Origin of the sequence: Pseudoalteromonas sp. Angola-7, assembly GCF_028599255.1 — a bacterium.
GTDB classification, from domain to species: domain Bacteria; phylum Pseudomonadota; class Gammaproteobacteria; order Enterobacterales; family Alteromonadaceae; genus Pseudoalteromonas; species Pseudoalteromonas atlantica.
Map to the genome: position 1 here is coordinate 131,555 of NZ_JAQREL010000003.1, position 24,728 is coordinate 156,282.

22 protein-coding genes and 1 tRNA gene are annotated in these 24,728 nt (G+C 40.8%); 6 read left to right on the forward strand and 17 right to left on the reverse strand.

From position 1 onward, the window contains the following. Positions 1–33: 33 nt before the first annotated feature. The 3 genes from rimI to PSH50_RS05560 all read right to left on the reverse strand — a co-directional run bounded on the left by rimI (position 34) and on the right by PSH50_RS05560 (position 934). Positions 34–501 (reverse strand): ribosomal protein S18-alanine N-acetyltransferase, encoded by a 468-nt coding sequence (gene rimI / locus PSH50_RS05550; protein ID WP_273587443.1) that lies wholly within the window; start codon positions 499–501, stop codon positions 34–36. Continuing rightward, positions 488–793 carry a hypothetical protein gene (locus PSH50_RS05555; protein WP_273587442.1) on the reverse strand — a complete coding sequence of 102 codons (306 nt, stop codon included), beginning with the start codon at positions 791–793 and terminating at the stop codon, positions 488–490. Before PSH50_RS05555 ends, rimI begins: the two co-directional genes overlap by 14 nt. 64 nt (positions 794–857) lie before the next feature. Further along, positions 858–934, reverse strand: a tRNA-Trp gene (locus tag PSH50_RS05560). A 703-nt stretch (positions 935–1,637) separates the two neighbouring features. Between PSH50_RS05560 and PSH50_RS05565 the strand changes: the two genes are divergently transcribed. Then, positions 1,638–3,236 carry a BCCT family transporter gene (locus PSH50_RS05565; RefSeq protein ID WP_273587441.1) on the forward strand — a complete coding sequence of 533 codons (1,599 nt, stop codon included), beginning with the start codon at positions 1,638–1,640 and terminating at the stop codon, positions 3,234–3,236. 153 nt (positions 3,237–3,389) lie between these two features. Here the strand turns inward: PSH50_RS05565 and guaA are convergent, their stop codons facing one another. After that, a complete protein-coding gene (gene guaA, locus PSH50_RS05570; protein ID WP_024033152.1) occupies positions 3,390–4,967 on the reverse strand; it encodes a glutamine-hydrolyzing GMP synthase in 1,578 nt (525 codons plus the stop codon). Positions 4,968–5,063: 96 nt separating this feature from the next. Next, the gene (gene guaB, locus PSH50_RS05575; protein ID WP_004586134.1) at positions 5,064–6,533 is read right to left on the reverse strand and encodes an IMP dehydrogenase; all 1,470 of its coding nucleotides are present in this window, start codon (positions 6,531–6,533) and stop codon (positions 5,064–5,066) included. Between the two features lie 146 nt (positions 6,534–6,679). Here guaB and xseA point away from each other — a divergent pair, with 146 nt between their 5' ends. Beyond that, entirely contained in the window at positions 6,680–8,011 is a 1,332-nt protein-coding gene (xseA, locus tag PSH50_RS05580) for an exodeoxyribonuclease VII large subunit (RefSeq protein ID WP_273587440.1), read from the forward strand. 11 nt (positions 8,012–8,022) lie between these two features. Here xseA and PSH50_RS05585 read toward each other — a convergent pair whose 3' ends face one another. The 3 genes from PSH50_RS05585 to PSH50_RS05595 all read right to left on the reverse strand — a co-directional run bounded on the left by PSH50_RS05585 (position 8,023) and on the right by PSH50_RS05595 (position 10,618). Next, positions 8,023–8,703 carry a hypothetical protein gene (locus PSH50_RS05585; RefSeq protein WP_273587439.1) on the reverse strand — a complete coding sequence of 227 codons (681 nt, stop codon included), beginning with the start codon at positions 8,701–8,703 and terminating at the stop codon, positions 8,023–8,025. 42 nt (positions 8,704–8,745) lie between these two features. Further along, on the reverse strand, positions 8,746–9,564 hold the full coding sequence (gene cysE / locus PSH50_RS05590; RefSeq protein WP_004586131.1) for a serine O-acetyltransferase: 819 nt from the start codon (positions 9,562–9,564) through the stop codon (positions 8,746–8,748). A 124-nt stretch (positions 9,565–9,688) separates the two neighbouring features. After that, entirely contained in the window at positions 9,689–10,618 is a 930-nt protein-coding gene (locus PSH50_RS05595; protein WP_273587438.1) for a diguanylate cyclase, read from the reverse strand. 296 nt (positions 10,619–10,914) lie between these two features. Between PSH50_RS05595 and PSH50_RS05600 the strand changes: the two genes are divergently transcribed. Together PSH50_RS05600 and PSH50_RS05605 are read left to right on the forward strand one after the other, a co-directional pair. After that, the gene (locus tag PSH50_RS05600) at positions 10,915–11,322 is read left to right on the forward strand and encodes a hypothetical protein (RefSeq protein WP_054982749.1); all 408 of its coding nucleotides are present in this window, start codon (positions 10,915–10,917) and stop codon (positions 11,320–11,322) included. Between the two features lies 1 nt (position 11,323). Beyond that, positions 11,324–11,638 carry a helix-turn-helix transcriptional regulator gene (locus PSH50_RS05605; protein ID WP_024033157.1) on the forward strand — a complete coding sequence of 105 codons (315 nt, stop codon included), beginning with the start codon at positions 11,324–11,326 and terminating at the stop codon, positions 11,636–11,638. Positions 11,639–11,725: 87 nt separating this feature from the next. Here PSH50_RS05605 and PSH50_RS05610 read toward each other — a convergent pair whose 3' ends face one another. Further along, positions 11,726–14,605, reverse strand: coding sequence for a pitrilysin family protein (locus tag PSH50_RS05610; protein WP_273587437.1), 2,880 nt, complete (start codon positions 14,603–14,605; stop codon positions 11,726–11,728). A 259-nt stretch (positions 14,606–14,864) separates the two neighbouring features. Between PSH50_RS05610 and PSH50_RS05615 the strand changes: the two genes are divergently transcribed. After that, positions 14,865–15,821: a methylenetetrahydrofolate reductase gene (locus tag PSH50_RS05615; RefSeq protein ID WP_024033159.1), complete on the forward strand. Its 957-nt coding sequence runs from the start codon at positions 14,865–14,867 to the stop codon at positions 15,819–15,821. A 77-nt stretch (positions 15,822–15,898) separates the two neighbouring features. On the opposite strand, the gene PSH50_RS05620 is transcribed toward PSH50_RS05615, so the two are convergent. The 3 genes from PSH50_RS05620 to PSH50_RS05630 all read right to left on the reverse strand — a co-directional run bounded on the left by PSH50_RS05620 (position 15,899) and on the right by PSH50_RS05630 (position 19,209). Next, on the reverse strand, positions 15,899–16,876 hold the full coding sequence (locus PSH50_RS05620; RefSeq protein WP_273587436.1) for a sensor domain-containing diguanylate cyclase: 978 nt from the start codon (positions 16,874–16,876) through the stop codon (positions 15,899–15,901). A 55-nt stretch (positions 16,877–16,931) separates the two neighbouring features. Then, a complete protein-coding gene (locus PSH50_RS05625) occupies positions 16,932–18,182 on the reverse strand; it encodes a DEAD/DEAH box helicase (RefSeq protein WP_004586123.1) in 1,251 nt (416 codons plus the stop codon). Positions 18,183–18,507: 325 nt separating this feature from the next. Continuing rightward, positions 18,508–19,209 (reverse strand): DUF3581 domain-containing protein, encoded by a 702-nt coding sequence (locus PSH50_RS05630; protein ID WP_055252813.1) that lies wholly within the window; start codon positions 19,207–19,209, stop codon positions 18,508–18,510. A 167-nt stretch (positions 19,210–19,376) separates the two neighbouring features. On the opposite strand from PSH50_RS05630, the gene PSH50_RS05635 reads away from it, so the two are divergent. Further along, a complete protein-coding gene (locus PSH50_RS05635; RefSeq protein WP_273587435.1) occupies positions 19,377–19,769 on the forward strand; it encodes a hypothetical protein in 393 nt (130 codons plus the stop codon). 4 nt (positions 19,770–19,773) lie between these two features. Here the strand turns inward: PSH50_RS05635 and PSH50_RS05640 are convergent, their stop codons facing one another. From PSH50_RS05640 to proB, 5 genes are all read right to left on the reverse strand, one after another. Beyond that, positions 19,774–20,073, reverse strand: a complete 300-nt coding sequence (locus PSH50_RS05640) for a hypothetical protein (RefSeq protein ID WP_004586120.1) — start codon at positions 20,071–20,073, stop codon at positions 19,774–19,776. Between the two features lie 161 nt (positions 20,074–20,234). Continuing rightward, positions 20,235–21,719 carry a glutamate--tRNA ligase gene (gene gltX / locus PSH50_RS05645; RefSeq protein WP_248462316.1) on the reverse strand — a complete coding sequence of 495 codons (1,485 nt, stop codon included), beginning with the start codon at positions 21,717–21,719 and terminating at the stop codon, positions 20,235–20,237. 45 nt (positions 21,720–21,764) lie between these two features. Beyond that, a complete protein-coding gene (locus tag PSH50_RS05650) occupies positions 21,765–22,124 on the reverse strand; it encodes a glutaredoxin domain-containing protein (protein ID WP_273587434.1) in 360 nt (119 codons plus the stop codon). A gap of 55 nt (positions 22,125–22,179) precedes the next feature. Further along, a complete protein-coding gene (locus PSH50_RS05655) occupies positions 22,180–23,154 on the reverse strand; it encodes a GGDEF domain-containing protein (protein WP_024033165.1) in 975 nt (324 codons plus the stop codon). Between the two features lie 375 nt (positions 23,155–23,529). Then, a complete protein-coding gene (gene proB, locus PSH50_RS05660; RefSeq protein ID WP_138576882.1) occupies positions 23,530–24,633 on the reverse strand; it encodes a glutamate 5-kinase in 1,104 nt (367 codons plus the stop codon). Positions 24,634–24,728: the final 95 nt, after the last annotated feature.

Here is a 24,728-nt window from a genome sequence, read left to right on the forward strand (position 1 = left end):
TTTAAACGTTTATTTAGCGCTTAATTTAACCCTTTAACTAAACCCTAAGTTAAGCGCCATACCCATTAGTATGGCGTCTTCATAGCCATTTTTAGAGGGCTCATCGCTTGGGTAATAGTTTTTACGTACCGACATTTGCGTAAAGCCAGCATGTTCGTAAAGCGTTATTGCACGCGCGTTTGATTCGCGTACTTCTAAAAAAAGGTTTTCAGCATTTTGCTGCTCGCCATATTCAATAAACTGTCTAAGTAACTGCCTTGCAATGCCTTTACCTTGCTCACTGGGCGTTACACATATATCCATAAGGGTAAAGTCAGGCCCTGCCTTTTCACCTATATAAAAACCTACCAGGGTGTTTTCATCAAACGCCGCTAAATTAAAGTAACGGCCGCCCATGCAAGAGCTCATTGTTTTAAGAGACCAAGGATGAGAGTGGCAGGCAGTTTCAATAGCCATTAATTGTGCTATTGCGCTTTCGTTTACAGGTTTAAAGTTTATCAAGGTGTGTGCTCATTAAAGCCCATAAAGCGCGCTTATCAGAAGCACTGAGCTGTGAGGTTGGTAGTGTAAGCTTATCGTCGGCTAACTGTATGTCTGGCCCTTTTAAAACATGATTAATTGTTAAAGAAGGTGCACTTAAACGTATATCACTTAATAACTGTTTGCTCAGCGCTAAAGACTCAGCTGGAGTGCTTTGTGAAACGGCTAAAGTAGGATCAGTATTTTTAGGACGATAATGCTGATTTAGTTCAAGGTTTTCTATACCAAAAATAGCTGCGTAACGTGGATGCATAACAACTCAGTAGATTAAACACTAGAACAATATATGAAGTAATAAAAACGATGTAAAGAAGAAATGGCAGGGGCGGAGAGATTCGAACTCCCAACCGTCGGTTTTGGAGACCGCTGTTCTACCAATTGGAACTACGCCCCTGCAATGTCGACGAATTATAGAGACCTTTTAGAAAAGGTAAAGTAAAAAATTAACTTTTTAGTTTAACTGCTTTTTAATTATACAAAACGCTGAATTAGCAAGCTAAATAGCGCTGTAAAGCCACTTTAGCTTTAACAGCACTTACCTTTAAAAAATAAATGCTGCTCAGCTTAGCGTAATTAAAACTGCAGTGTGTGCTTTAAAACCGTGCGAGCTTAATAACCGGGGTACTGTTTTTACCTACGCTTAGCCCAAACGCTATGCTGTAAATTTCTTCTTAAGTGTTAAATACTTTAGCTAGCATGGTGTATTTACACTTGCTGCTAGTTATTTTTATAGCGGTTTAGCTTGGTTGAGTTGCTGTATACATAAACAAGTCAATAACATTGGCAGCATTTATGATACAATTTAGCGTCTAGGGGATCCGCGTTATACCAATCGTGTTAAGTTATTAGTCGCTTATAGCGACAGATAAATAGAGCGGTTACAAGGCATTAATTTTTACATGTAGTTGCTCTACCTGAGAAATTTATAACGCTGTTAGCGCTTTATTTAGCTCGCTAGAAAGACTAAGTATTTAAGTCGATTGGTATTACCACCTAATTGCATATTTCATCATGTATCTTACTTACGCGGGTCATTCACAATGCAAATATGGAGGAGCTTTACTATTAGCAGTTGCTGGTAGTTCACGCCGTGTTATATGAAGTTTAAATCAAAAAAATACAGTATCGATTCAACCGATTACCAAGTAGGACAAGATAACGTTAGCAAATGGGGCATGGATATTCATACTAATGTATTTTCTGTTTCTATTGGCCTATCTCTACTTTTTATAATTACTCTACTTGCACTCTCGCCTAACGAAGCTAAAGAGGCGATTAACTCAATAAAAAATGCCGCACTAACTAATTTTGACTACGTATTTATGTGGGGCGCCAATATATTACTGCTGTTTGCAGTAGGTATTGCCGCTTCACCGCTGGGTAAAATTCGCCTTGGCGGCGATAAAGCAACTACAGACTATTCAACCTTATCGTGGGTATCTATGCTCTTTGCTGCAGGCATGGGTATAGGCCTTATTTTTTGGGGTGTGGCAGAGCCCACCGCCTTTTACACCGACTGGTTTGGCACGCCTCTCAATGCAGAAGCCTTTACCGAGCAAGGCCGAGAAATGGCTTTAGGGGCTACTGTTTTCCATTGGGGTCTGCACGCGTGGGCAATTTACGGTATGACCGCTTTATGCCTAGCCTATTTTGTTTATAACAAAGGCTTACCGCTTTCTATGCGCTCAATATTTTATCCGCTTTTAGGAGATAGAGTATGGGGCAAGTTAGGTGATGTTATCGATGTAATGGCGGTATTAGTAACCCTTTTTGGTCTTGCTACGTCGTTAGGCTTAGGCGGGGCACAAGCTGCCAGTGGTATTAGCCACGTGCTCGGCTTTAAAAGCTCTTTATTATTACAACAAGGCATTATTTTATTAATTATGAGCTTGGCTATCCTCTCTATTGTGCGCGGTATGGATGGTGGCGTTAAACTCCTAAGCAATATAAATATGGGCATAGCCTTTGTGTTTCTGGGTTTAGTGTTTATTTTAAACTTTACCACGGTACTTGATTCTGCCTACACAGCCGTAATAGGTTATGTTAAAAATATCATTCCTCTAAGCTCAAGCACAGGCCGAGAAGATACGCAGTGGCTACATGGCTGGACTGTGTTTTATTGGGCGTGGTGGGTTGCATACGCACCTTGCTTTGGTATGTTTGTAGCGCGTATTTCAAAAGGGCGTACCATACGCGAATTTTTAGTGTATGTATTACTCATTCCTACTCTTGTAACTACTGCTTGGATGTCGGTTTTTGGTGGTGTTGCGATTGATCAAATTATAAATGAAGTTGGGGTACTTGGCGCAAACCAAGGTATTACAGATGTAACGCTTAGCTTGTTTTATATGCTAGATGCTTATACGTTTGGTACGCTGCTTTCGCTTTTAGCTGTGGCGTTAATAATTATCTTTTTTGTTACCACCCTCGACTCCGGCTCTATTGTAATAGATAGCCTTACATCAGGCGGAAAACTAGAAGTACCTATAAAGCAAAAGCTAGTATGGGCCGTTATTGCCAGTATTATTGCTATGTTAATGCTGTGGATTGGTGGCACCGATTCAATCCAAGCATTGCAATACATTACTATTATTGCCGCCCTGCCCTTTACTATTATTTTAATTTTAGGCTGTATTAGCCTAGTTAAAGGGCTACTTACAGAAACCGAGCAACCTACGCCCGTTCCTGCAAAATAAACCCGCTTAGCCCACTTCACTTAATGAGTTTAGTGGGCAAGAGCTAACGGTTTTTAGGCATAAAAAAAGTCCGTGTAAGCGGACTTTTTATTATTTAGATAACAAAACTATGTTTGCTATCTAAAAGGTATTAACCATTAGTAAAGACGGGTGTTATTCCCACTCAATAGTGGCCGGTGGTTTACCAGAAATATCGTAAACAACACGTGAGATACCGTCAATTTCGTTGATGATACGGTTAGAAACCACACCTAAAAACTCATACGGTAAATGTGACCAACGCGCCGTCATAAAGTCGATAGTTTCAACACAACGTAGTGATACAACCCAATCATATTTACGTGCATCGCCCATAACCCCTACCGACTTAACAGGTAAGAATACAGTAAACGCTTGGCTTACTTTATGATAAAGCTCAGCTTTGTGTAGCTCTTCAATAAAGATAGCATCAGCACGGCGTAGTAAATCACAGTACTCTTTTTTAATTTCGCCAAGTACACGAACACCTAAACCTGGCCCTGGGAATGGGTGGCGGTAAAGCATGTCGTACGGTAAACCAAGCTCTAAACCAATTTTACGTACTTCGTCTTTAAATAATTCACGTAATGGCTCAACTAAGCCCATTTTCATGTCATCTGGTAAGCCGCCCACGTTGTGGTGAGATTTAATTACGTGTGCTTTACCTGTCGCTGAAGCGGCTGATTCTATTACGTCTGGGTAAATAGTCCCTTGACCTAACCACTTCGCATTTTTAAGCTTTTTCGCTTGCTCATCAAATACATTAATAAACGTATGGCCAATGGCTTTACGTTTTTCTTCTGGATCTGATTTGCCCGCAAGGTCAGCTAAAAATTGCTCCTCAGCGTCTACTTTAACAATGTTTAAGCCAAATTTATTGCCAAACATGTCCATAACTTGCTGACCTTCGTTTAAGCGAAGTAAGCCATTATCAACAAATACACATGTTAGGTTTTCGCCAATTGCACGGTGGATCAGCATTGCTACAACAGATGAATCAACACCTCCTGATAAGCCTAAAATAACTTCGTCATCGCCAACGGTTTCTTTAATGCGCTCAATAGCATCATCAATAATTTTGGCAGGTGTCCATAGCTTTTCACATCCACAAATATCAATTGCAAAACGCTCTAATAAACGTTGTCCTTGATGAGTGTGCGTTACTTCTGGGTGAAATTGTACGCCGTAAAAACGTTTTTCTTCGTTAGACATAGCAGCATGTGGACACGTTGGTGTTTTAGCTGTGGTGCTAAAGCTTGCCGGCACTTCCATTACTTTGTCGCCGTGGCTCATCCACACGTCTAAAACGCCGTTGCCGCCATCGGTAATATGATCTTCAATTGCATCGAATAATGCACAGTTACCCACTTTTTCTACTTGTGCATAACCAAACTCTTTTTTATCTGAGCTGTGTACACTGCCGCCAAGTTGAGCTGCCATGGTTTGCATGCCGTAACAAATACCCAGCACTGGCACGCCAGCGTTAAACACGTATTCAGGTGCACGCGGGCTGTTCTCTAGTGTAGTTGACTCAGGGCCACCAGATAAAATAATACCTTGTGGATTAAATTCGCGAATTTGCTCTTCGGTCACATCCCATGCCCACAGCTCACAGTAAACGCCAATTTCGCGGATACGACGCGCGATTAATTGAGTGTATTGCGAACCAAAATCTAAAATTAGAATTCGTGAATCGTGAATATCTTTGCTCATGAAGGATCTCGTAAAGTAGATGCTAGATTCCACTAATTTGCTTAGTGGCTATAAAAGAGGGCTGGTAATTCCAGCCCCGTAATTTAAACGTGTTGTTTAACCTAAGCGGTAGTTAGGCGCTTCTTTGGTAATTTGCACATCGTGGACGTGCGACTCACCCATACCTGCAGATGTAACACGTACAAACTGCGGTTTAGTATTTAGCTCTTCAATGGTGGCACAACCCGTTAATCCCATTGCGCTACGAAGGCCACCTACTTGCTGATGAATAATCGTTGCAATTGGGCCTTTATAAGCGACGCGACCTTCAATACCTTCAGGTACTAATTTGTCAGCTTGGTTAGATTTTTGGAAGTAACGATCCGACGAACCTTCTTTTTGATCCATCGCACCTAATGAGCCCATACCACGGTAAGATTTGTAGTAACGGCCTTGGTAAAGTTCAACTTCGCCTGGCGCTTCTTCTGTACCAGCAAGCATTGAGCCCACCATTACACACGATGCACCCGCAACCAATGCTTTAACAATATCGCCAGAAAAACGAATACCGCCATCAGCAATTACTGGAATGTCACGCCCTTGTAAGCCATCTACCGCATCAGAAATAGCCGTAATTTGTGGCACACCACAACCTGTAACAATACGCGTAGTACAAATAGAACCTGGGCCAATACCTACTTTAACCGCATCCACACCTGCATCAGCAAGGGCAATTGCGCCTTCAGCTGTAGCCACGTTACCGGCAATAATTTGTAAGTCTGGGTAAGTTTCACGAGTTTGAGAAACACGGTCAATAACGCCTTGTGAGTGGCCGTGTGAAGTATCGATAAGTAAAACATCAACACCCGCCTCTACTAATGCAGCAATTCGCTCATCAGTACCTGCGCCAACACCAACTGCAGCACCTACACGTAAACGACCTAGCTCGTCTTTACATGCATGTGGTTTGTCTTGCGCTTTTTGGTAATCTTTTACGGTGATCATGCCTTTTAGTTTAAACGCATCATCAACCACTAAGATTTTTTCAATGCGGTGTTCGTGCATTAAACCTAAAATTTCTTCGCGCGATGCGCCTTCTTGAACCGTTACCAGTTTGTCTTTTTTAGTCATAACGCTAGAAACAGGCTGTTCAAGCTTCGTTTCAAAACGCATGTCACGACCAGTAACAATACCTAGTAGGTTATTTTCGCTATCAGTAACCGGGAATCCCGAGAACCCTTTTTCTTGCGAAAGAAGCGTCGCATCTGCAATGGTTAAATCGGCAGACACAGTAACAGGGAATGACACAATACCTGCTTCGTAGGTTTTAACTTTACGTACGTTTCTCGCTTGTTCTTCAATGGTCATGTTTTTATGGATAAAACCAAGACCACCTTCCTGCGCGAGGGCAATAGCTAAACGAGCTTCTGTAACAGTATCCATAGATGCTGAAATAAGCGGCAAGTTAAGTTTGATACCACGCGTTAAGCGAGTTGAAATATTTGCCGTGTGTGGCAAAACAGTAGAATGACCAGGTACTAAAAGTACGTCATCAAAGGTAAGAGCTTCTTTAGCGATTCTAAGCATTTTGGCAACTTCTCACATGTGGATCTAAGATAAGGAATTGCGGCCAAATTTTAACAGCGTTGTGGGCATTCGTAAATAATATTTCGCAAATATTTATGATAAACTTGCCTTATAACTTGCCTCATAATAGTTTTAGGTTGTTTTTTATGTTTTCGAAGCCTTCGCAAACGGTTTACACCGTATCGCGCCTTAACAGAGAGATTCGTACAGTTCTTGAGCAGGGCTTTGCATCGCTAATTTTAACAGGCGAAATTTCTAACTTTATTACCCCTGCTTCTGGGCACTGGTACTTTTCGTTAAAAGATGAAAAAGCACAAATTAAAGCGGCTATGTGGCGCGGCAATAACCGCTCTCAAAGTTACCGCCCCGAAAACGGCGCACAAGTAACAGTAAGAGCCCGAGTTTCACTTTACGAACCACGCGGTGATTATCAGCTTATTGTTGAGCATATGGAACCTGCCGGTGAAGGCCAGCTTAAACAAGAGTTTGATGCATTAAAAATGCGCCTAGCCGCAGAGGGCTTGTTTAGTTCAGCCTATAAAAAACCACTGCCGCAAAATATAAACCGTGTAGGTGTAATAACCTCAGCAACGGGCGCTGCTATAAAAGATATATTAACCGTACTTAAACGCCGCGCACCGCAATTAGAAGTCATTATTTACCCATCCATGGTGCAAGGCAAAGAAGCTCATGTGCACTTAATTAACCAAATACACTTAGCCAATGCACGCAATGAGGTCGACGTACTTATTGTAGGGCGAGGCGGTGGCTCGTTAGAAGATTTATGGTGCTTTAACCATGAGCAGCTTGCGCGAGCTATTTATCAAAGTGAATTACCCATAGTCAGTGCGGTAGGCCACGAAATAGACACAACCATCAGTGACTACGTAGCCGATGTACGCGCAGCAACGCCTTCAGCAGCCGCTGAACTTGTCAGCCCTAACACGCAAGAGCTACATAGTAAGGTTATTGAGCTCATTAACCGTTTAAATAATGCCTTTAAACACGATATGGCCGATAAGCGCGCACTAGCAACACAGTTACAGCACCGGCTTAACTTGTGTCATCCGCGCAATCAACTTAATCAAAAAGCGCAGCGATTAGATGAGCTAACTATTGCCTTACAACAGGGCATGCGCAATCGCCTTTACCAACAAGAGCGCACGCTTAATAATTTAACCCCGCGTTTAATGCGTCAATCGCCTGATAAAAAGTTATCGCAGGCCAGCCATCAGCTTATGCAGATACAAACTCGGCTTGAACAAGCAATGCAGCACAAGTTGCAACACGCGCAAAATAGCTTAGGGCTGCAAGCGAGTAGGCTTGACTCGGTAAGCCCACTTAATGTTTTAGCGCGCGGTTACAGCATAACCAAAACCCAACAAGGCAAAGTGGTTAAATCGGTAGATCACATTAAAACGGGTGACGTGCTAATTACAGAGCTGGCCGACGGCGCTATAAAATCAACGGTGTTGTAAAGCTCTTTCAGTTAAAGCTCTGTGGCCATTAGTAAGGTTAGCTCGGTGTCGCTTGACGTTGAGGTTGTTCTTTTAAATTGCAACCAAAACTCTTGCTTCATTAACTTATCGTTTAGCTCTCGCCATTGGGTATGATCAAACGAGTCGTTATCAGTAGGTGCAGCAAGTTCAAATTTACATACGGTGGTTTTACACGCTGCACTAACAATCTCTGGGATAGAGCTTAGATCAGAGGTAAGTAAAAAATCTTGTAAAGCTATTTCTGTTTGATAAGCCCACTCTTCATTACGTATTTGCTCATCAAATTGCGCTTGCAAAACGGCTTGTGCATCAGAGGGGTCACGTAGCTGCTGCGCCGCGTTTTTCATCAAGGCTTTTTGCGCTGCTAATTGCTGTTTAAGCTGCGATACTTGCTCTTCTAAAGGAAGCTCATCTAGCGGTTGTGGATCTGGTTTAGGGGGATTATCTTTTTGCTCTATACGAGCGCTTTGCTCAGGGGCTGCTGGTATAACACGCTTTGCTGTTGCTTCACTGCTTTTAACTGGCTGAACAAAAGGTGCCTGCTGCTTTGTATCAGCATGTTGTAACTTTGCGGGGTTTGCCTCACTTGAAGATAAATTAAAGTAGCTCCACGTTAAACCTACACCCGCAATAAATCCTATCCCTAGTGTTAATAAGCTATTTTTGTTCATTTTAATTCCTTTTAATATTATTTTTATTTATACAGGCTGCTATTACAGCATGGCGCTGGTGTGTGATTCGTTTTCAGGCTCTGGTGTGGTTAAAAAGTTTTGGTTCATACTTTGCGCCGGACACGGACAATCCGGTCTGCCAATAATTTTAGCCGGTACGCCTACAGCGGTGGTATGTGGCGGTACCGCAGTTAAAACAACTGAACCTGCGCCAATACGTGCGCCCTCGCCTACTTCAATATTACCCAGCACTTTAGCGCCTGCACCAATAAGCACACCGGCTCTAATTTTAGGATGACGGTCGCCCTGCTCGTTACCCGTACCACCAAGCGTTACCGATTGTAGTATTGATACGTTATCTTCAATTACCGCCGTTTCACCAATAACAATACCGGTGGCGTGGTCAAACATTATCCCTTTACCCACCTGACACGCAGGGTGAATATCAACCCCAAACACTTCTGAGGTTCGGCTTTGAATAAAACGAGCAAGCTCTTTACGGTTTTGCTGCCACAAGCAGTTAGCTAAACGATGCGCTTGAATAGCATGAAACCCTTTTAAGTTTAAAATAACCGTAAGGTAGGTTTCGGCTGCTGGGTCTCTGTCTTTAACGGCTTTAATATCTTCGGCCACATAGGTAAGCATACGGTCGCACTTTACAAACGCTTGGTCAAACAACTCACGTATTGTAAAAGCCGATACAACAGCATCTGCCAACTTATTAGCAACAATAAAGCTTAACGCCGAACCTAAACACTCATGATTTAAAATGCATGAATACACATGACTTGCTAAAAGTGGTTCGCGAGTTACAACTTCATTCGCTTCACTGCGAAGCTGTTGCCAAATTTCATGACGCATAATACTACACTGCCTTAAATTGATATAAAAAGAGCCTTTTCCTAAGTTTAACGGATTTAAAGCCTAAGGTGTTAACGCCTTAGTTATTTGTTCTGGTTATTAGGTATAACTAAGAGTAAAAAAATTATATGAGTGCTAAATCACTCACACACAAAGCATCTTTTCCTTTATCTTTTGCTTTATAAAGTAAATCGTCTGCTTCTTTGATTAAATACGCACAGGTAAAGTCACTACTGGGTGTAATAGTAGTGAGGCCTACACTCACTGTAAGGGTTTGGCTTGGTAATGAATGTTTATTTTCAATGTTTAACTGTTTTAATTTTTCTAAAATATCGTTCAATACTAACAAGGCCTGATCTGAGTTTGTATTTCCATACACTAAAACAAATTCTTCACCACCAAAACGGGCACATAAATCACCTGGGCGTTTAGTAAATTCATTAAGTACTTTAGCCACCCTTTTTAAGCATGTATCGCCTTGTTGGTGGCCGTAAGTATCATTGAGTAATTTAAAATCATCTATATCAATAATAGCCAACGAAAGCGGCATACCTAAACGCTGACAACGATTCCACTCTTGCTCTAAAAAAGTATCAAAAAAGCCTCGGTTAGCAATATCAGTTAAGCCATCAATAGCGGCAAGTTTTTGTACTTGCTCTTCAGCCAGTTTACGCTCGGTAATATTTTGATGGCTAATAGCGTAATACGCTTTATCGGTATGGCTAAACGACACTACTCGCATCATAAACCAACGTTTTTCATCTTCACTATGGCATGGATATTCTAAATAGAAGTCGTCATTAGCCCCCGAAATAACTGATTTAATGCCGTTAAATGCCTTTAAACCAAAGCTATCTCCTTTTTTAGCAGCTTTTTCACACTCTGCTAAGTAATTTTGCTGCTCCCACATATCACAGCAGGCACAATCGTTTTGCTCACCAAAGCTTTGCCAACTTCGGTTTATATAGACTATGTCGCCGTTAGAATTAATAACCACTACTTGGTCGGGCGTGGTATCTAGTACCAACTTAAAAAACGCTTTATCGTCAATCACGAGCTTTCCATTTTAGCTTTGTTGTTAATCAGTATAATCAATAACATTTTTTTAACACAACATTGTTACTTTACTTCACGCTAGTTGCATAATTTATCAATGTGAAGTAATACTCCGTATGACAGCTAAGTAGTCTATAAAAAATATAAAATTTTTACTTTTACATTAAAAATCAGATACTAAAGCAGCATGACAGGGTTACTGTCATATGCCAAACTAGCTACTGGCATACTACTGACGGCGTAAAAAATAAAAACAAACGCTAAATTAGCATCATCAACTCAACAAGGATAACGATGATGAAAAACGATATATTGAATACAAAAAAGCTTGGTTATAAATTTTACTTTCAAGATGGCGACAATCAAATAGCCTGTTTTGGAAGCTACTTTACGGGTAAAGAAGAAGTCTTTGTAAACGATGACCTATTCAGTAAAAAACGAAATATCTACTGTGCAAGCACACACTCTTTTGCTTTTGAGGGCTCACAGTACCAAGTAAAATTTGACATGCTTAATATACTTACAGGGCGTCTGGAGTGCACTCTTTATAAAAATAGCAGTGTGATAGCCAAACAAGTTCAAAGTAGCCTTTCAGACGATCCTAAAAAGGCAGCATTTTTTCTTGCTGGCTGTACATTAGGTGGCGCGGTGTTTGGCTATACAACGGCAACTATTGTTGAACTATTTGTAGGGAAGCTTTAACGTGCAATTAAATCCTACAACAGTTAAATCGCTTAGAAATAAGTTAGATTGGACGCAGCAACAGCTCGCAGATGCCTGCGATGTAAGTTTGCGGACCATTCAACGGGTAGAAAAAGAAGGCGCCGCTTCTAAAGAAACCACTATGGCGCTTTGCGCGGTACTTGAAGTACGCCAAGGCGAGCTAATTAAACTTGATGAGCCTATAAATAATGACGTTAAAAGTACGCCAACTAAAAGCTTTTTAGCGGGAGTGGTTATTAGCTCCTTAATAAGCTTTGCTCTAGGCGCAGGCTCAGTGCTTTTAGCGACTAACTAATATTACGTTTTAATAGCACTAATTAAATAAAAATGCCCCAGGCTATAAGCACTGGGGCATTTTTTATATGTTAGAAAAAGAGATTAATTACTGAAACACTTTTTCAACAGCCATTACTTCAATGTTGTTAGCTGGAATAGCTAATTTATAATCGGCAATGACTTTATCCTCAGCAACAAGCGCTGCTGGTTTTTCTGTGTTGTAAACCATTGGCGATGTTTGCTCTGACACTAAACGTTTTTTCATGTCTTCGCCGTCACCGGTAATAAACACGTACTGTACGTTATCTGTTTGCAGATTATCTTTAATCACGCGATTAACATCAGCAAGCGTTAGCTTTTCAAGTTTACTTGTCACGTATTTTACAAACGACTCTGTGTTATAAAATTCACTATCAAGTGCATAACCTAATTGGCGGTTTTGACTTGCGACAAGCTGCGGTACGTAGTTAATTAAAAAGTTACGTGTTGCTTCAAAGTCTTTTTCGGTTAAGCCATTTTTAATAAGCTTATCCAGCTCAAACAAAGCGGTACGTGTTGCAAAGTGTGCATCGTTATTAGAGCGCAGCGGGCGTAACCAAATTTGGAATATTTGCTCAGAGCGTCCTAAGTTTGCATCAGGCTTAGTTTGAAACATGCCACGTGGGAAGTACTCAATGTAGGCATAATCGCCGTAGTTCATACCACGTGTTTGACGAATTCGCTCATACAGGTATGAGTTAGAACTACGGTGCTCACCAAAGTACGAACGCACCAGCCAAAGGGCTGTCCAATCTTCACTACTACGAATAGTATCAATTGGAAAACCAAACGATACCGCAGTAGATTGCGCCGACTTTTCTACAATCGTGGCATGGTGACCTTTAAGCTCTGGCGCATCAGGAATACTTAAACGGCTTTGCTCGCCTTTAGGTAAGGTTGCTAAGTCGCTCATAATTTCGGTTTTAAGCGCTTTTGGCACAGCGCCAATTAAACCCAGTGTTAGTTTTGATTGGGTAAGCTCTGTGTTGTAAAAGGCTTTTACATCATCAAGCGTTAGTGCTTCTAAATCCGAAATATCACCGTAATTGTAGCTTTCGTATGGGTGGCCTTTGTAAAGTGCGCTGTAAAGCACTTCTTTACCTAGCTCTTCATCGTTAGAGGCTTTTAATCCCGACTTAATACCGTCGATCATTTCTTTTTTAAGGCGCTTAAAGTCATCGTCTCTAAAGCCTGGGTTAAGTAATTGATCGCTTACAAGCGCATACCATGTGGCAGCGTTATCTTTATGAATACGCCCTTGGAATGACAGCATTTCTTTATCTATTTGATAACCAAAGCTGCCAGCAAGCGGATAAAGCGCTTTTTGTATGTCTTTGTAACTCGTACTTTGCGAGCCACCTTGAGCAAGCATAGCGGCGGTGAGCGCAGCAACCCCTTTTTTACCTTGCGGGTCTGCAGCAGCCCCTGTATTGAATAAAAAGTTTACATCAATCAGCGGCGAGCTATTCGTTTTATCAAGCACTTTAAATACTGGTGCCTCTGGCGCTTTATCATGCTTAGTTACTAATGCATTTAAGCTTGTTTCTTGTTCAAAGCCTGGCGCTTTATCAAGTGCCGACATAGTTACAGTAGTACGCGCGTCATCTACAAAATATTTATTAGCCACGGTTTTAATGTCTTGTGCTGTGATGTTGTCGGCCGATTTATAAAGTTGGTTAATAACCTCTGGGTCGCGCTCAAAATGCATATAACTTGCAAGGGTTGATGCAATCGCTTGTGATGAATCTAAGCCGTTAATAAAGCTGTATTTAAGGTTAGACTTTAAATCACTTAGTTTTTGCTCATCAACAAGTTCGGTACGTGCTTTTGCGTAAGTGCGGTTAATAGCATCGCGTGCTTTTGCTAAATCATCTTCGTTTTCTACTTTTACAAACACATGCAGTAAGCCAGGATCTTTTGTCTCTGGATTGTAGGTAAACATTTGACTCGCTATTTGTTTATCAACAACTAGCTCTTGGTATAAATCGGAGTTATTAGAAAAATAAAGCTGTGAGATTAAATCAAGTGCGGCTCTGTCCTTTTTAGCAGGCTCCCATGCAGCACCTTTGTAAGATACAAGCAACCAATGACCAGGCAAACCTTCGTTTTTCTCATGTACATATTTAGGTGCTTGCTGCTTTGGCTCAGCTTTAATATCGGCAACGTAATCGCCTTTTTTCCAGCCACCCCAATGTTTTTTAACCATAGCCATTGTAGCTTGTGGGTCAACATCGCCCACAATCACTAGCGATACATATTCAGGCTTATAAAACTTATCAAAAAATTCTTTACCGTACGCCATTTGATCTGGCATGGCTTCTATATCTTCAAAAAAGCCCATGGTGGTATGTTTATAAGTGTGCGTATCAAACGCTTCTTCGCGTACTGCGCTCAATAACTTACGAATTGGGCTGGCGTTATTTTTTAAATACTCCCCTTTAACCGTTAGCGCTTCGGTTCTAAATTGCTCTTCGGTGTAGGTTAAGTTTTGAAAAATATCGGCTTCAATTTCAAGTACTTTATCAAGGTGCTGCTTTGAAAAATTTAAATGGTAGTTTGTGTAATCGTTAGTGGTGTAAGCACGGTTATCGACCCCTGCATTTTTAAATATGGCAGTGTATTCCTCTTGCGGAAATTTTTTAGAGCCTTTAAACATCATGTGCTCAAAAAAGTGAGCAAAACCGGTTTTACCTGCTTTTACTTCATTACGCGAGCCAACCGAGACCGGAATTTGCAGCGAGACGACATCGGGGTAATCGGTTTTAACAACCATTACGCGTAAGCCGTTATCAAGCTCTTCGATTAAGTACTCTTGCGAAAATACACGTTCGTCAGCTTTTATTGTTTGCTGTTGTTGTGCCGTTTGGGTGTTTTCGCTTTGCTGTGTTGCGCAGCCTGTTAGTGCCAGTGATACCGCTAAGCTTGTTGCTAGTAATTTAAATTTCATTGTTGTCCCTTTTTAAATTGAGCAAATTTGTTATTAGGTTTAATGCTAACTCGCTTAGATTATGCCCCAAAGCCACTAAATATAAGAGCCCATCGGCTATTTATAATGTAAACAACTGTGTCAATTCCCTATTTTAAAAACATTTAAGTATGAAAAAAACTCAAGTTGATTGAAAAACTTTCATTAAATAAATCTATCTAGACGTCTAAATGGCTGTTATATTGAATTACATACATTGGACTAAGCTGGAATGAGGATTATGGCTTTATCACTACAAGAAAAAATAGAAGACACCAATCAAGGTGTTTATCTTATTGGTACTACTCCACCTAAAATTGGTACTGATAAAGCGCAACTAAAAATCATTGCAGAAAAACTACTTGCTCGCTTACACGAAATTGAATACGACGGCGTGATAATTTACGACATTCAAGATGAAAGTAGCCGTACAGATAAAGCACGCCCATTTCCGTTTAAACAAACTGTAGACCCACGTGAATACAGCCACTTACTACGTAATTTATCTGCTCCAGATGTCATTACTTACAAAAGTGTGGCACAACGTGGTGTAGAGGAATTTAAAGGCTGGTTGGATGAAACTAAAAACGACTACGATTTAAAAAATGTCGTTTTAGTGGGTAGCCCCTCATCGGTAGGTGATATAAAACTAAGCTTGCCCGATGCCTATAAAACGCTTGCAGAGCAAAGTGATGACTTCTTTTTAGGGGGCGTCACCATTGCTGAGCGACATTCAAGTAAGCGAAATGAGCACGAACGCCTTATAGAAAAAACAGCACAAGGTTGTCAGTTTTTTATATCGCAAGCGGTTTACGACGCGCAAGCAACTATAGAGCTAATAACAAGTTATGCGCGTACCTGTAAAGCACAAGGTATTACACCAAAACGGATTATTTTAACGTTTACGCCATGCGGTGGCGATAAAACCTTAGAGTTTATGCAATGGCTGGGTATCTCAGTGCCAGAGGCCACTAAATGGCGCATGCTTGATGCAGACAATACCTTAAGTGAATCTGTACGTATTTGCCGAGAAAATCTCGACCTAATACTCAAAAGTTGTGCGCACCTAGATGTGCCACTGGGCTTAAATATTGAAAGCTTAACAAACCGTAAAGAAGAAATTGACGCATCAATAAACTTATACCGTTTATTAAAAGCCATTATGGAATTAAACCTAGCCGAAAAACAAATCGCTTAAAGCCTAATTATCCCCGTTTATAGCAAGCCTAATGGCTTGCTTTTTTGTTGCTATGTTTAAGTGTATTACTTTTATTATTATGCTTTTTTAGCCAATTTGTACGCTTGTTTATTTTTATACATTTGGTGATCGGCCAAATTTAATAACGTATCAAAAGGTTGCTTTTGTTTATTAGTAAAACTTTCGCCTATGCTGAGTGTCAGCGCGCATACGTTGTTTTCTAATAGTGCGTTTGTATACTCAATTTTTATTTTATCAATAATATGGCTAAGCTTACTTCTATCACTAATTTGCATTACTGCTACAAATTCATCGCCGCCTAAACGCCCTACTATATCAGCCTCTCTTAAATGTGTTTTTAAGGTATTTGCTAAGAGGATTAACGCTTGATCGCCTATTTCATGGCCATAAGTGTCGTTTAGTTTTTTAAAGTCGTTTATATCAATAAACAAGCAACACACATCAAAACCTAAACGCAGCGCTAAATTAAGTTTGTGTTGGGCAAGTAAGCTAAGTGCACGGCGATTATAAATATTGGTAAGCGGGTCGAGCATGGCTATTTCGCGCATTTGCTCAAAGCTATAAATAAGGGCTAAATCGTCTTCAATTAAATCACGAAGCTGCTCTATTAGCTCAAAATATTCATCGGTGTAACTGGTTTTTTTTGAATCTTTTAAACACAAGGTGCCAAATACTTCACCTTCAGGCCAGTGAATTGGCAAGCCAAGGTAGGATTCAACGCCATCTTCAATAACCTCGGGCATGGTATTCCACTGCGTATCGCTGCGGGTATCGCTAACATACAAAGTGTTGTTGTTTTCGGCTACATATTTACAAAATAAGGGAGTTTCGGGAGGGAGTATAGGGTTGGTTTCAAAGTGTGAGCCACCTTCATTAGCTCTAATAACTACACGATAACCTTTACTAGTAGCCTGAACTATATAACCAGAGGGGGCCGAAAAAAGCCCCGTAATAAGATCAATGGTTTTTTGCCATTTATGTAATGATATTTGGCCATCGATACCAGAAAACGCCCACTGATCTGTTTCAAACATAACTATACCTCAGCTATTTAGTGGCCTTAGTATAGCCAAATAAATATGTTTAAGGCTACTTTCTGCGGCGTTTACTTGGTGCTCTTTGCCCGGTAATGCGCTTTTTATCGCGATCTTTACGCGCTTTGTTGGTGTTTTTACGGTTATCTTTAGGTGGCTTGTTTAAATCAGGCTCGTAACCTTCTAGCCATTGTGGTGCTAAGCGGGTATCCAGTAGCACTTCAATTTCTTCCAGTAACCACTGCTCGTCAATACTTACCAGCGACATGGCAAGGCCTTGCTCGCCAGCGCGCCCCGTACGGCCAATTCGGTGTACGTAATCTTCTGCTATGTAAGGTAGCTCAAAGTTTATTACGTATTTAAGCGCCGGAATATCTAAACCGCGGGCAGCTACATCGGTGGCAACTAAAACCCGCGTTGTGCCTTCTTTAAAGTTTTGTAATGCACGGTCGCGTGCACCTTGTGATTTATCGCCATGGATAGACTCAGTTTTTAAGCCGTCTTTACACATTTCTTTGGCAAGTTTATCGGCCATTTGTTTGGTACGTGTAAATATAAGTACTTGGCGCCAATTTTTCATGCCAATCATGTGTGATACAAGCTCACGCTTTCGCTCTTCATCAACTGCGTAAATAACTTGCTCTACTTCAACGGCGGCTGAGTTGCGTTTATCAACTTCAATTAGCTCGGGGTTTTTAAGTAGTTTTTTACTCAGCTCAAACACGCTGTCATCGAATGTGGCTGAGAACAATAAGGTTTGGCGATCACCCGGAATGTGGCGCAAAATACGTTTTATTTCATCAATAAAGCCCATATCCAGCATGCGGTCGGCTTCATCAAATACTAACGAATCAACACTTGAAAGCACCACACTGCCTTTAACAATATGATCAAGTAAACGCCCAGGCGTTGCGACTATCACTTGCGCCGTTTTAAGCGCTTTAATTTGCGGGCCAATACTTGCACCGCCATACGCTAAAGCGCCTTGAATATTTGTGCCTTGGGCGTATTTTTCAAAGCTTGCAAACACTTGCTGAGCAAGCTCACGCGTGGGCGTTAAAATAACCACTCGGGCTATGCCTGGCTCATCTTTTTTTGGTGTATTTAAAAGCTTATGTAGTAGTGGTAATACAAAGGCGGCTGTTTTACCTGTGCCTGTTTGCGCGCTGCCCATTACATCGCTGCCCGCTAATATGTGCGGAATAGTTTTAACCTGAATTGCGGTAGGCGTGGTGTAATTATTTTGCTCAATTGCGGTTAGTAATAACGAATCGAGTTTAAGAGATGAGAACGATGTGGCAGACATAGGCTTAGCTTTAAAATAACAAAGAGCACTATTGTACGCATATTACGGTACTGCGTAAATTAACCAGCTCAGAAAAGTATTGAGCCTAGTTGTATTTCCTACACCAATAAAAAAGGCGCTAAATAACAATGTATTTAGCGCCTTTTTTATACCAATCCGCTTAATTAAGTGAGCTATTTTGAGGACAGATAAACGTGTTGATAGCTAGGCAAAAAATTCGCTATTTAGTTGTTCTAAATGAGAATTTTTTAATGCAGATAGCAACACTTTTTGCCCCTAAAAATGATTAAGTCTTATTGCGAATTGGTATTATAATTTAATGACGTTAAACCGGTTTTAAGGTGGCTTTTCGCTCATTATAAAATGCGATTAAGTCATCAACCGTTGCTTGGCAGTATTCACGAATACCCGACACCACCATGTGCTTTTCACCAAAACCCACTTTTTCGCCGTTTTCTAGTAAATTAAAGCGCAAGGTAATTTTGCCGCGCTTACCCGTGTACTCAAAACTTGGCTCAGCAAACTCAAGCGTTGGTGCTTGAATATTAATGTTATCAAGGTTAATGATCATCGACTCGTAAATAACCATAGGGCGCGCTGGGTTAATCATTACATCTTGCTTACCCATTAGCGGAATAATTACGTGCGGAAATGCAGCACCAGAAAACTCAACATAATTTTTTATTAAGCTATTAGTAAGTGTTGGGCATTTGCTGGTTTTACCTTCGCGTTTTACCTTTAAAATTACTTTGTCGCCGTTGGTTACATCAAACTCATCATCCCCTTCTGGGAAATTAAGTTTGGTGTTTTCATCAACCATACCGGCAAAGGTAAATTCCATTCGCTCACTTATACCGTAGCGGTCTAACACTAAAGAAAAAAGTAAGTCTCCTGGCGCGCAAAACTTTTTGGCATCTTTATCATGAAGTGGGTTGTAATCATCGGCAACGCACTTTGCGAAACGACACCCTTGCTCACGAGAGATAGAAACATAATCAGCATGCTGCTGAAAGTAAGGACTTAACATAGATTGTTCACTGCTTAAACTGCTTATAACCTGCCCATACTACCAGAAAAAATTTAAAGAGAGGTCGAATCACTTACAAATTCATACAATTAACTTAAGAGTAAATGTTGCACACACCTGTTTTAGTTAGTAATTTAGGTACCAAACTAAATAAGGGACTAATTATTATGTTACGTGTTTTTGCAGTAATAAGCGTACTCACTACTTTGGCTGGATGTTCTAGCGTGACTTTTCATACCGATATAGATAACGATGTTTTATCTGAGGAAATTGGTACGTACGTTAAAAAACGAGATTTACAACAGTTTTATAGCGACCAAGAAGCACACGAAAGTGGCGCCACACTTTTAGGCCGAATTGAAGGCGAAAGCTGCAATGGCGACGTTAGAGGCGACAATAATATAAGCTACAATCGCTTAAAATCAAATGCTATAGATTTACTTAAAGCAGATGCAATGCGCAGAGGCGGTAACGCCTTTACTATAAATTCTTGTAGCGAAATCTCTGTATCGTATTGTGACCTGTCTGTTTTATGCAGCGGACAGGCCTACGACTATTAATAAATTATATATTAAGCGAGAAGCTAAGTAGTACGCGCTTTCCCGACTCAATTTTAGATACGCTATGCTCGTATTTGTCGGGTCTAAATAAATACACCCGGTTAAACCAATTAATAATGCATTTTGAGCATTTAAAAACCCCACCAGCTTTAGGTTTTACTAGTACAAAATTAAGTTTGTAGTAGCGCCCTTGCTGTACTGGATCTATATGGTTCATCACACTGTGATGTGTAGGGTAAGTAACTAGGTTTATTGAAAAGGCATTACTGCTAAATAAAGCTTTGTTTTTTACAGGTGCAATCATGCTGCCTCCTTTTAATTTACATGCAGCATTGTAGCATTTGCTAAAGTGCCACGGCTTGCGCTAAACAATATCAAAACGCGATGACATATAGCCAAACGGCCTGAAACAAAAAAGCCGAGCTTAATTAATAAGCTCGGCTTTTTATAAAGTATGACTAAAGATTATGCACTTGGGTATGTGCGGTACGCACGCTCAATATTTTTAGCCTGCTTTTTAGAAATGCCTAAATGAGCAAGCGCTACACGTAAACGCGCACGTGATAAGTCTGAGCCCAAAATTTCCATTGCATCAAGCACAGAGGTAGATGATGTTTTACCTGTGATTGCTACAAATATTGGCTCTAAAAAGTCTTTAATTTTAAGCTCGTGGAATGTAGCAACTTCTTTTGCAATGGCAAAAATAGCTGGCTTATCAAAACTACGTAAACCTTCAAGCTGCCATACAAAAAACTGTAGCGCTTGGCGTATTACGTTTTCGTCAGCTTTGCCCGCCGTTAACAGTGCTGGGTCGTAAGTTGGAATGCCGCCTACAAAATGCCCTGCTAAATCAACCATGTCCGAAAGTGTATTAATACGCGTTTTAGCTTCTGGTAATACTTTAGCTAGCATTTCGCCATTAAACTTCCAATCAACAAAGCGCTGTACAAGCTCTTCATCTGTTAGGTTTTCGCGGATCCACATGCCGTTTAACCAGCTTAGCTTATCAACATCAAATACTGGGCCACCAAGTGATACACGCTTCATATCGAAGTGTTCAATCATCTCGTTAAGAGTGAATTTTTCACGCTCATCTGGCATTGACCAACCCATACGGCCTAAGTAGTTAAGCACGGCCTCTGGTAGGTAACCCATTTCTTTATAGTAATTAATAGACGTTGGGTTTTTACGCTTAGAAAGCTTTGATTTATCAGGATTACGCAGTAGTGGTAAGTGCCCTAGTACGGGTGCTTCCCAACCTAAATCTTCGTAAAGTTTTAATAGTTTAGGTGCTGAGTTAATCCACTCTTCGCCACGGAAAATATGGCTTATTTGCATGTGGTGGTCATCCACTACATTTGCTAAAAAGTACGTAGGGTAACCATCGGCTTTTAATAGCACTTGCATGTCTACGTTTTCCCACGGGATCTCAATTTCGTCGCGTAGGTAGTCGTTAAATTTAAAAGTGCCTTCGCTTGGTATTTTCATACGTATAACGTAAGGCTTGCCTGCGGCTAGGTTTGCTTTAATTTCATCTTCGGTGAGGTTTAAGCCACGGCCGTCGTATTTAGGGCGCAGACCTTCTGCCATTTGCTCTTCACGCATTTGGTCAAGCTCTTCGCTGGTTGCAAAACAGTAAAATGCTTTACCTTGCTCAACTAATTGGTGTGCGTATTTTTTGTATAAATCGCTACGCTCTGATTGACGGTAAGGGCCAAATTCGCCACCTACGTCAGGGCCATGATCCCACTCAAGACCTAACCAACGTAAGCTATCCATAATCGCTTGTTCTGACTCTGGCGTGCTACGAACTTGGTCTGTATCTTCAATACGAAGCACAAACTCGCCGCCTTGTTGTTTAGCAAAACAGTAGTTAAATAAAGCAATATAAGCGGTGCCAAGATGCGGGTCACCTGTTGGAGATGGGGCAACACGAGTACGGATTGTCATGATAATGTCTCTTTTAATAAGTGAGATAAAAATTAAGGGGGTCGTTTAAGCCGCTACTTTGTTTAAGTAAGCAATAATATCGTTAGATTCGTATAGCCACTCTACTTGGCCATTTTTTTCTATACGAAGGCATGGCACTTTAATTTTGCCGCCTTGCTCTAACAGCTCTTGACGAAATTGTTGATCATTTTTTGCATCACGCGTTTCTATTTTTAAGCCTTCGCGCTTAATTGCACGGCGTACTTTTACGCAAAACGGGCATGCTTTAAATTGATAAAGTTTAAATTGTGAGGTTTGCTGATCAAGCTGCGCTTGCACATCGCTTGCACGCTTTTTACTGCGAGGAGTAAATACAAAATTAAAGAATAAAATTATACAACCTAAAAACCAACGAACGAATTTCATGTTTTGTGCCTGCCTACAACAATTTAAGGAGCCAGATTTTAGCACAAATTTACAATCAAAAAAGCTCAATACTATTATCGGTGGTCACTTCTTCATTTACCTCAAGCTCGCTATAAGCGGTCACTTTATTACGGCCGCTATTTTTAGAATGATACAGCGCCATATCGGCTTGGTTTACGATACTAGATACAGTATCAATACTTGCCAGCTCTAAAAAGCCAATACTTATTGTAAGCTGCCCAACTTGCGGAAAAGGATACTCAGCAATATTTGAGCGTAAACGGTTAAGTGCTATATGTGCTTGTGCCTCGGTTTTGGTTTGAAATAACACTGCAAACTCTTCGCCACCATACCTAAATACGTAGTCTTCTAGCCTAAAGTTATTTTTTAACAGCCGCGCCACAAGTAAAATAACTTCATCGCCTATTACATGGCCGTAGCTGTCGTTTACACGTTTAAAGTGATCGATATCTGCAATGGCTAAATACCATCGTCGCTTTTCGTTGGTATCATCACGGGGCAATAAAAAGCCTTTGCCTGAGACAATTTCGATCACTTTTTTATCAAAGGTTTGTCTATTTAAAAGCTCGGTTAAAGGGTCTAACCGCGATTTATGTAATAGCCCTAGCTGGTTGGCATAAATATTTAAAATATGCACGGCGAGCATTGTGGTGGTTTGCGCTAACTCTTTTGTGGTTTCTATTAGTAATATGCCAATTACTTTACCAAAGTAATACACCGGCACATACGTAGTTACTACACCTAAGGCACGGCTTACTCTTATTTTGTTTTGGGTTACTTTATTAAGCAGCGCTAAGGCTTCGTTAGACTCTAATACTTCAAGGCGGGTGTGGGTGTTTATAAGCGTAGGCGGTAATTGCGCACTAAAGTGCTTATTAATATAAATAGCAAAATTTTCAACTTCGAGTAGGTCGCCAATAATCTGCACTAATGATGCATCTAAATCACTTTCTTCTTCTTGCTGAGTTAGACTGATTATCCATTCGTGCCCGCAATTGTTTGCCTTCATTAGTTTGCCTAAACTGTTTTAACTTCAATCAGTTTAGACAAAATCATCAACTTTGCTAATTAATTAACCAATACTTTTTAATTAGGTCGCATTGAGCTATGTGGATTAAAGTTTGTTTTAGCTAAGCGTTATTAAATCATAGCGCGAGCTTTGTAACTTAGTGAGCTCAATAACTACTGCGGTATTATTTAATAACTTACATACAGCAGAGCCTCAAACAGCCTATGCTTTGGTATTTATGCTTCGTATTTATGTTTTTGTACAACCAGTTATACTAAACACAACATAGGCCCTGCCTTGCTTAAATACCGAATATACGGCCGCAATACTAATAACCAATACGCAACACGCGCTATTTAAAAAAGCTAAATAAAACTAAAGCAACACTAAGTCGTCTCTGTGTAGCACCACAGCGCCACTATCAAAGTCGAGTAGCTCACCTATTTGCTCTGAATGAGCACCTTTAATTTTATTTACTTCAACCTGGTTAAAACGTGTTAACCCTCGTGCAATAACTTGGTTGTTGGCGTCTATTAAATCTATTAAGTCGCCCCGCTCAAAACGGCCAAACGCATTGGTTATGCCTTTTGCCAGCAGGCTTGCCCCTTTGTTTTGTAGCGCCGAAATAGCCCCTTTATCAATCATAATTTGGCCGGTACTTTTAGGCCCGGCCATTAGCCATTTTTTACGGCCATCTTTTGGCGCAGTAAGTTTTAAAAACCGCGTACCGGGTAATTGCTCACTCATGCATTTTAAAATAACATTATTGCCAGCGCCTTTTGCAATAATAACCTCTACCCCTGCGCGCCTTGCTACGTCGGCGGCTTGTAGTTTTGTGGCCATACCGCCGGTGCCTAAACTTGTACCGCTACCACCAGCCAGTTGGCGTAACTCATCGTTTATATGAGTGACTTCGTCAATCAGTTTTGCGTCGGTATTTGTGCGCGGATCGCTGGTAAATAAACCTTCTTGATCGGTAAGCAGTAATAGCTTATTGGCATTAGCTAAAATAGCCACCAGCGCCGATAAATTATCGTTATCGCCTACTTTTATTTCGGCGGTTGCTACCGCGTCGTTTTCATTAATAATAGGCACCACATCGTGGCTTAATAACGCATTTAAGGTGTCGCGCGCATTTAAATAGCGTTCGCGGTCATCTACGTCTGCACGGGTAAGCAACATTTGCCCTACGTTTATGCCATACAAGGCAAATAAGCTTTGCCAAATATGTATAAGCTGGCCTTGCCCTACGGCTGCCAACATTTGTTTATCTATTAGGCCGCGGCCACAGGGTTTAATAAGTTGTTCGCGCCCCGCAGCAACCGCGCCACTTGATACTAATATAACTTGGTGGCCTTGCTTTTTTAATTCGCTACATTGGCGAACCAGCTCAACCATATGGGCTTTATCTAACTTATCGGTGCCGCCGGTCAGTACACTTGTACCAAGCTTAACAACAATTACCTGTTCCCTATGCATTATTATTTACTATTAAAATGAAAGATAAATAAACTTATACCAGCTCGGTATTTTTGAACAAGTTAAAATTATTCATGCTAGGATCGGCGTTAATT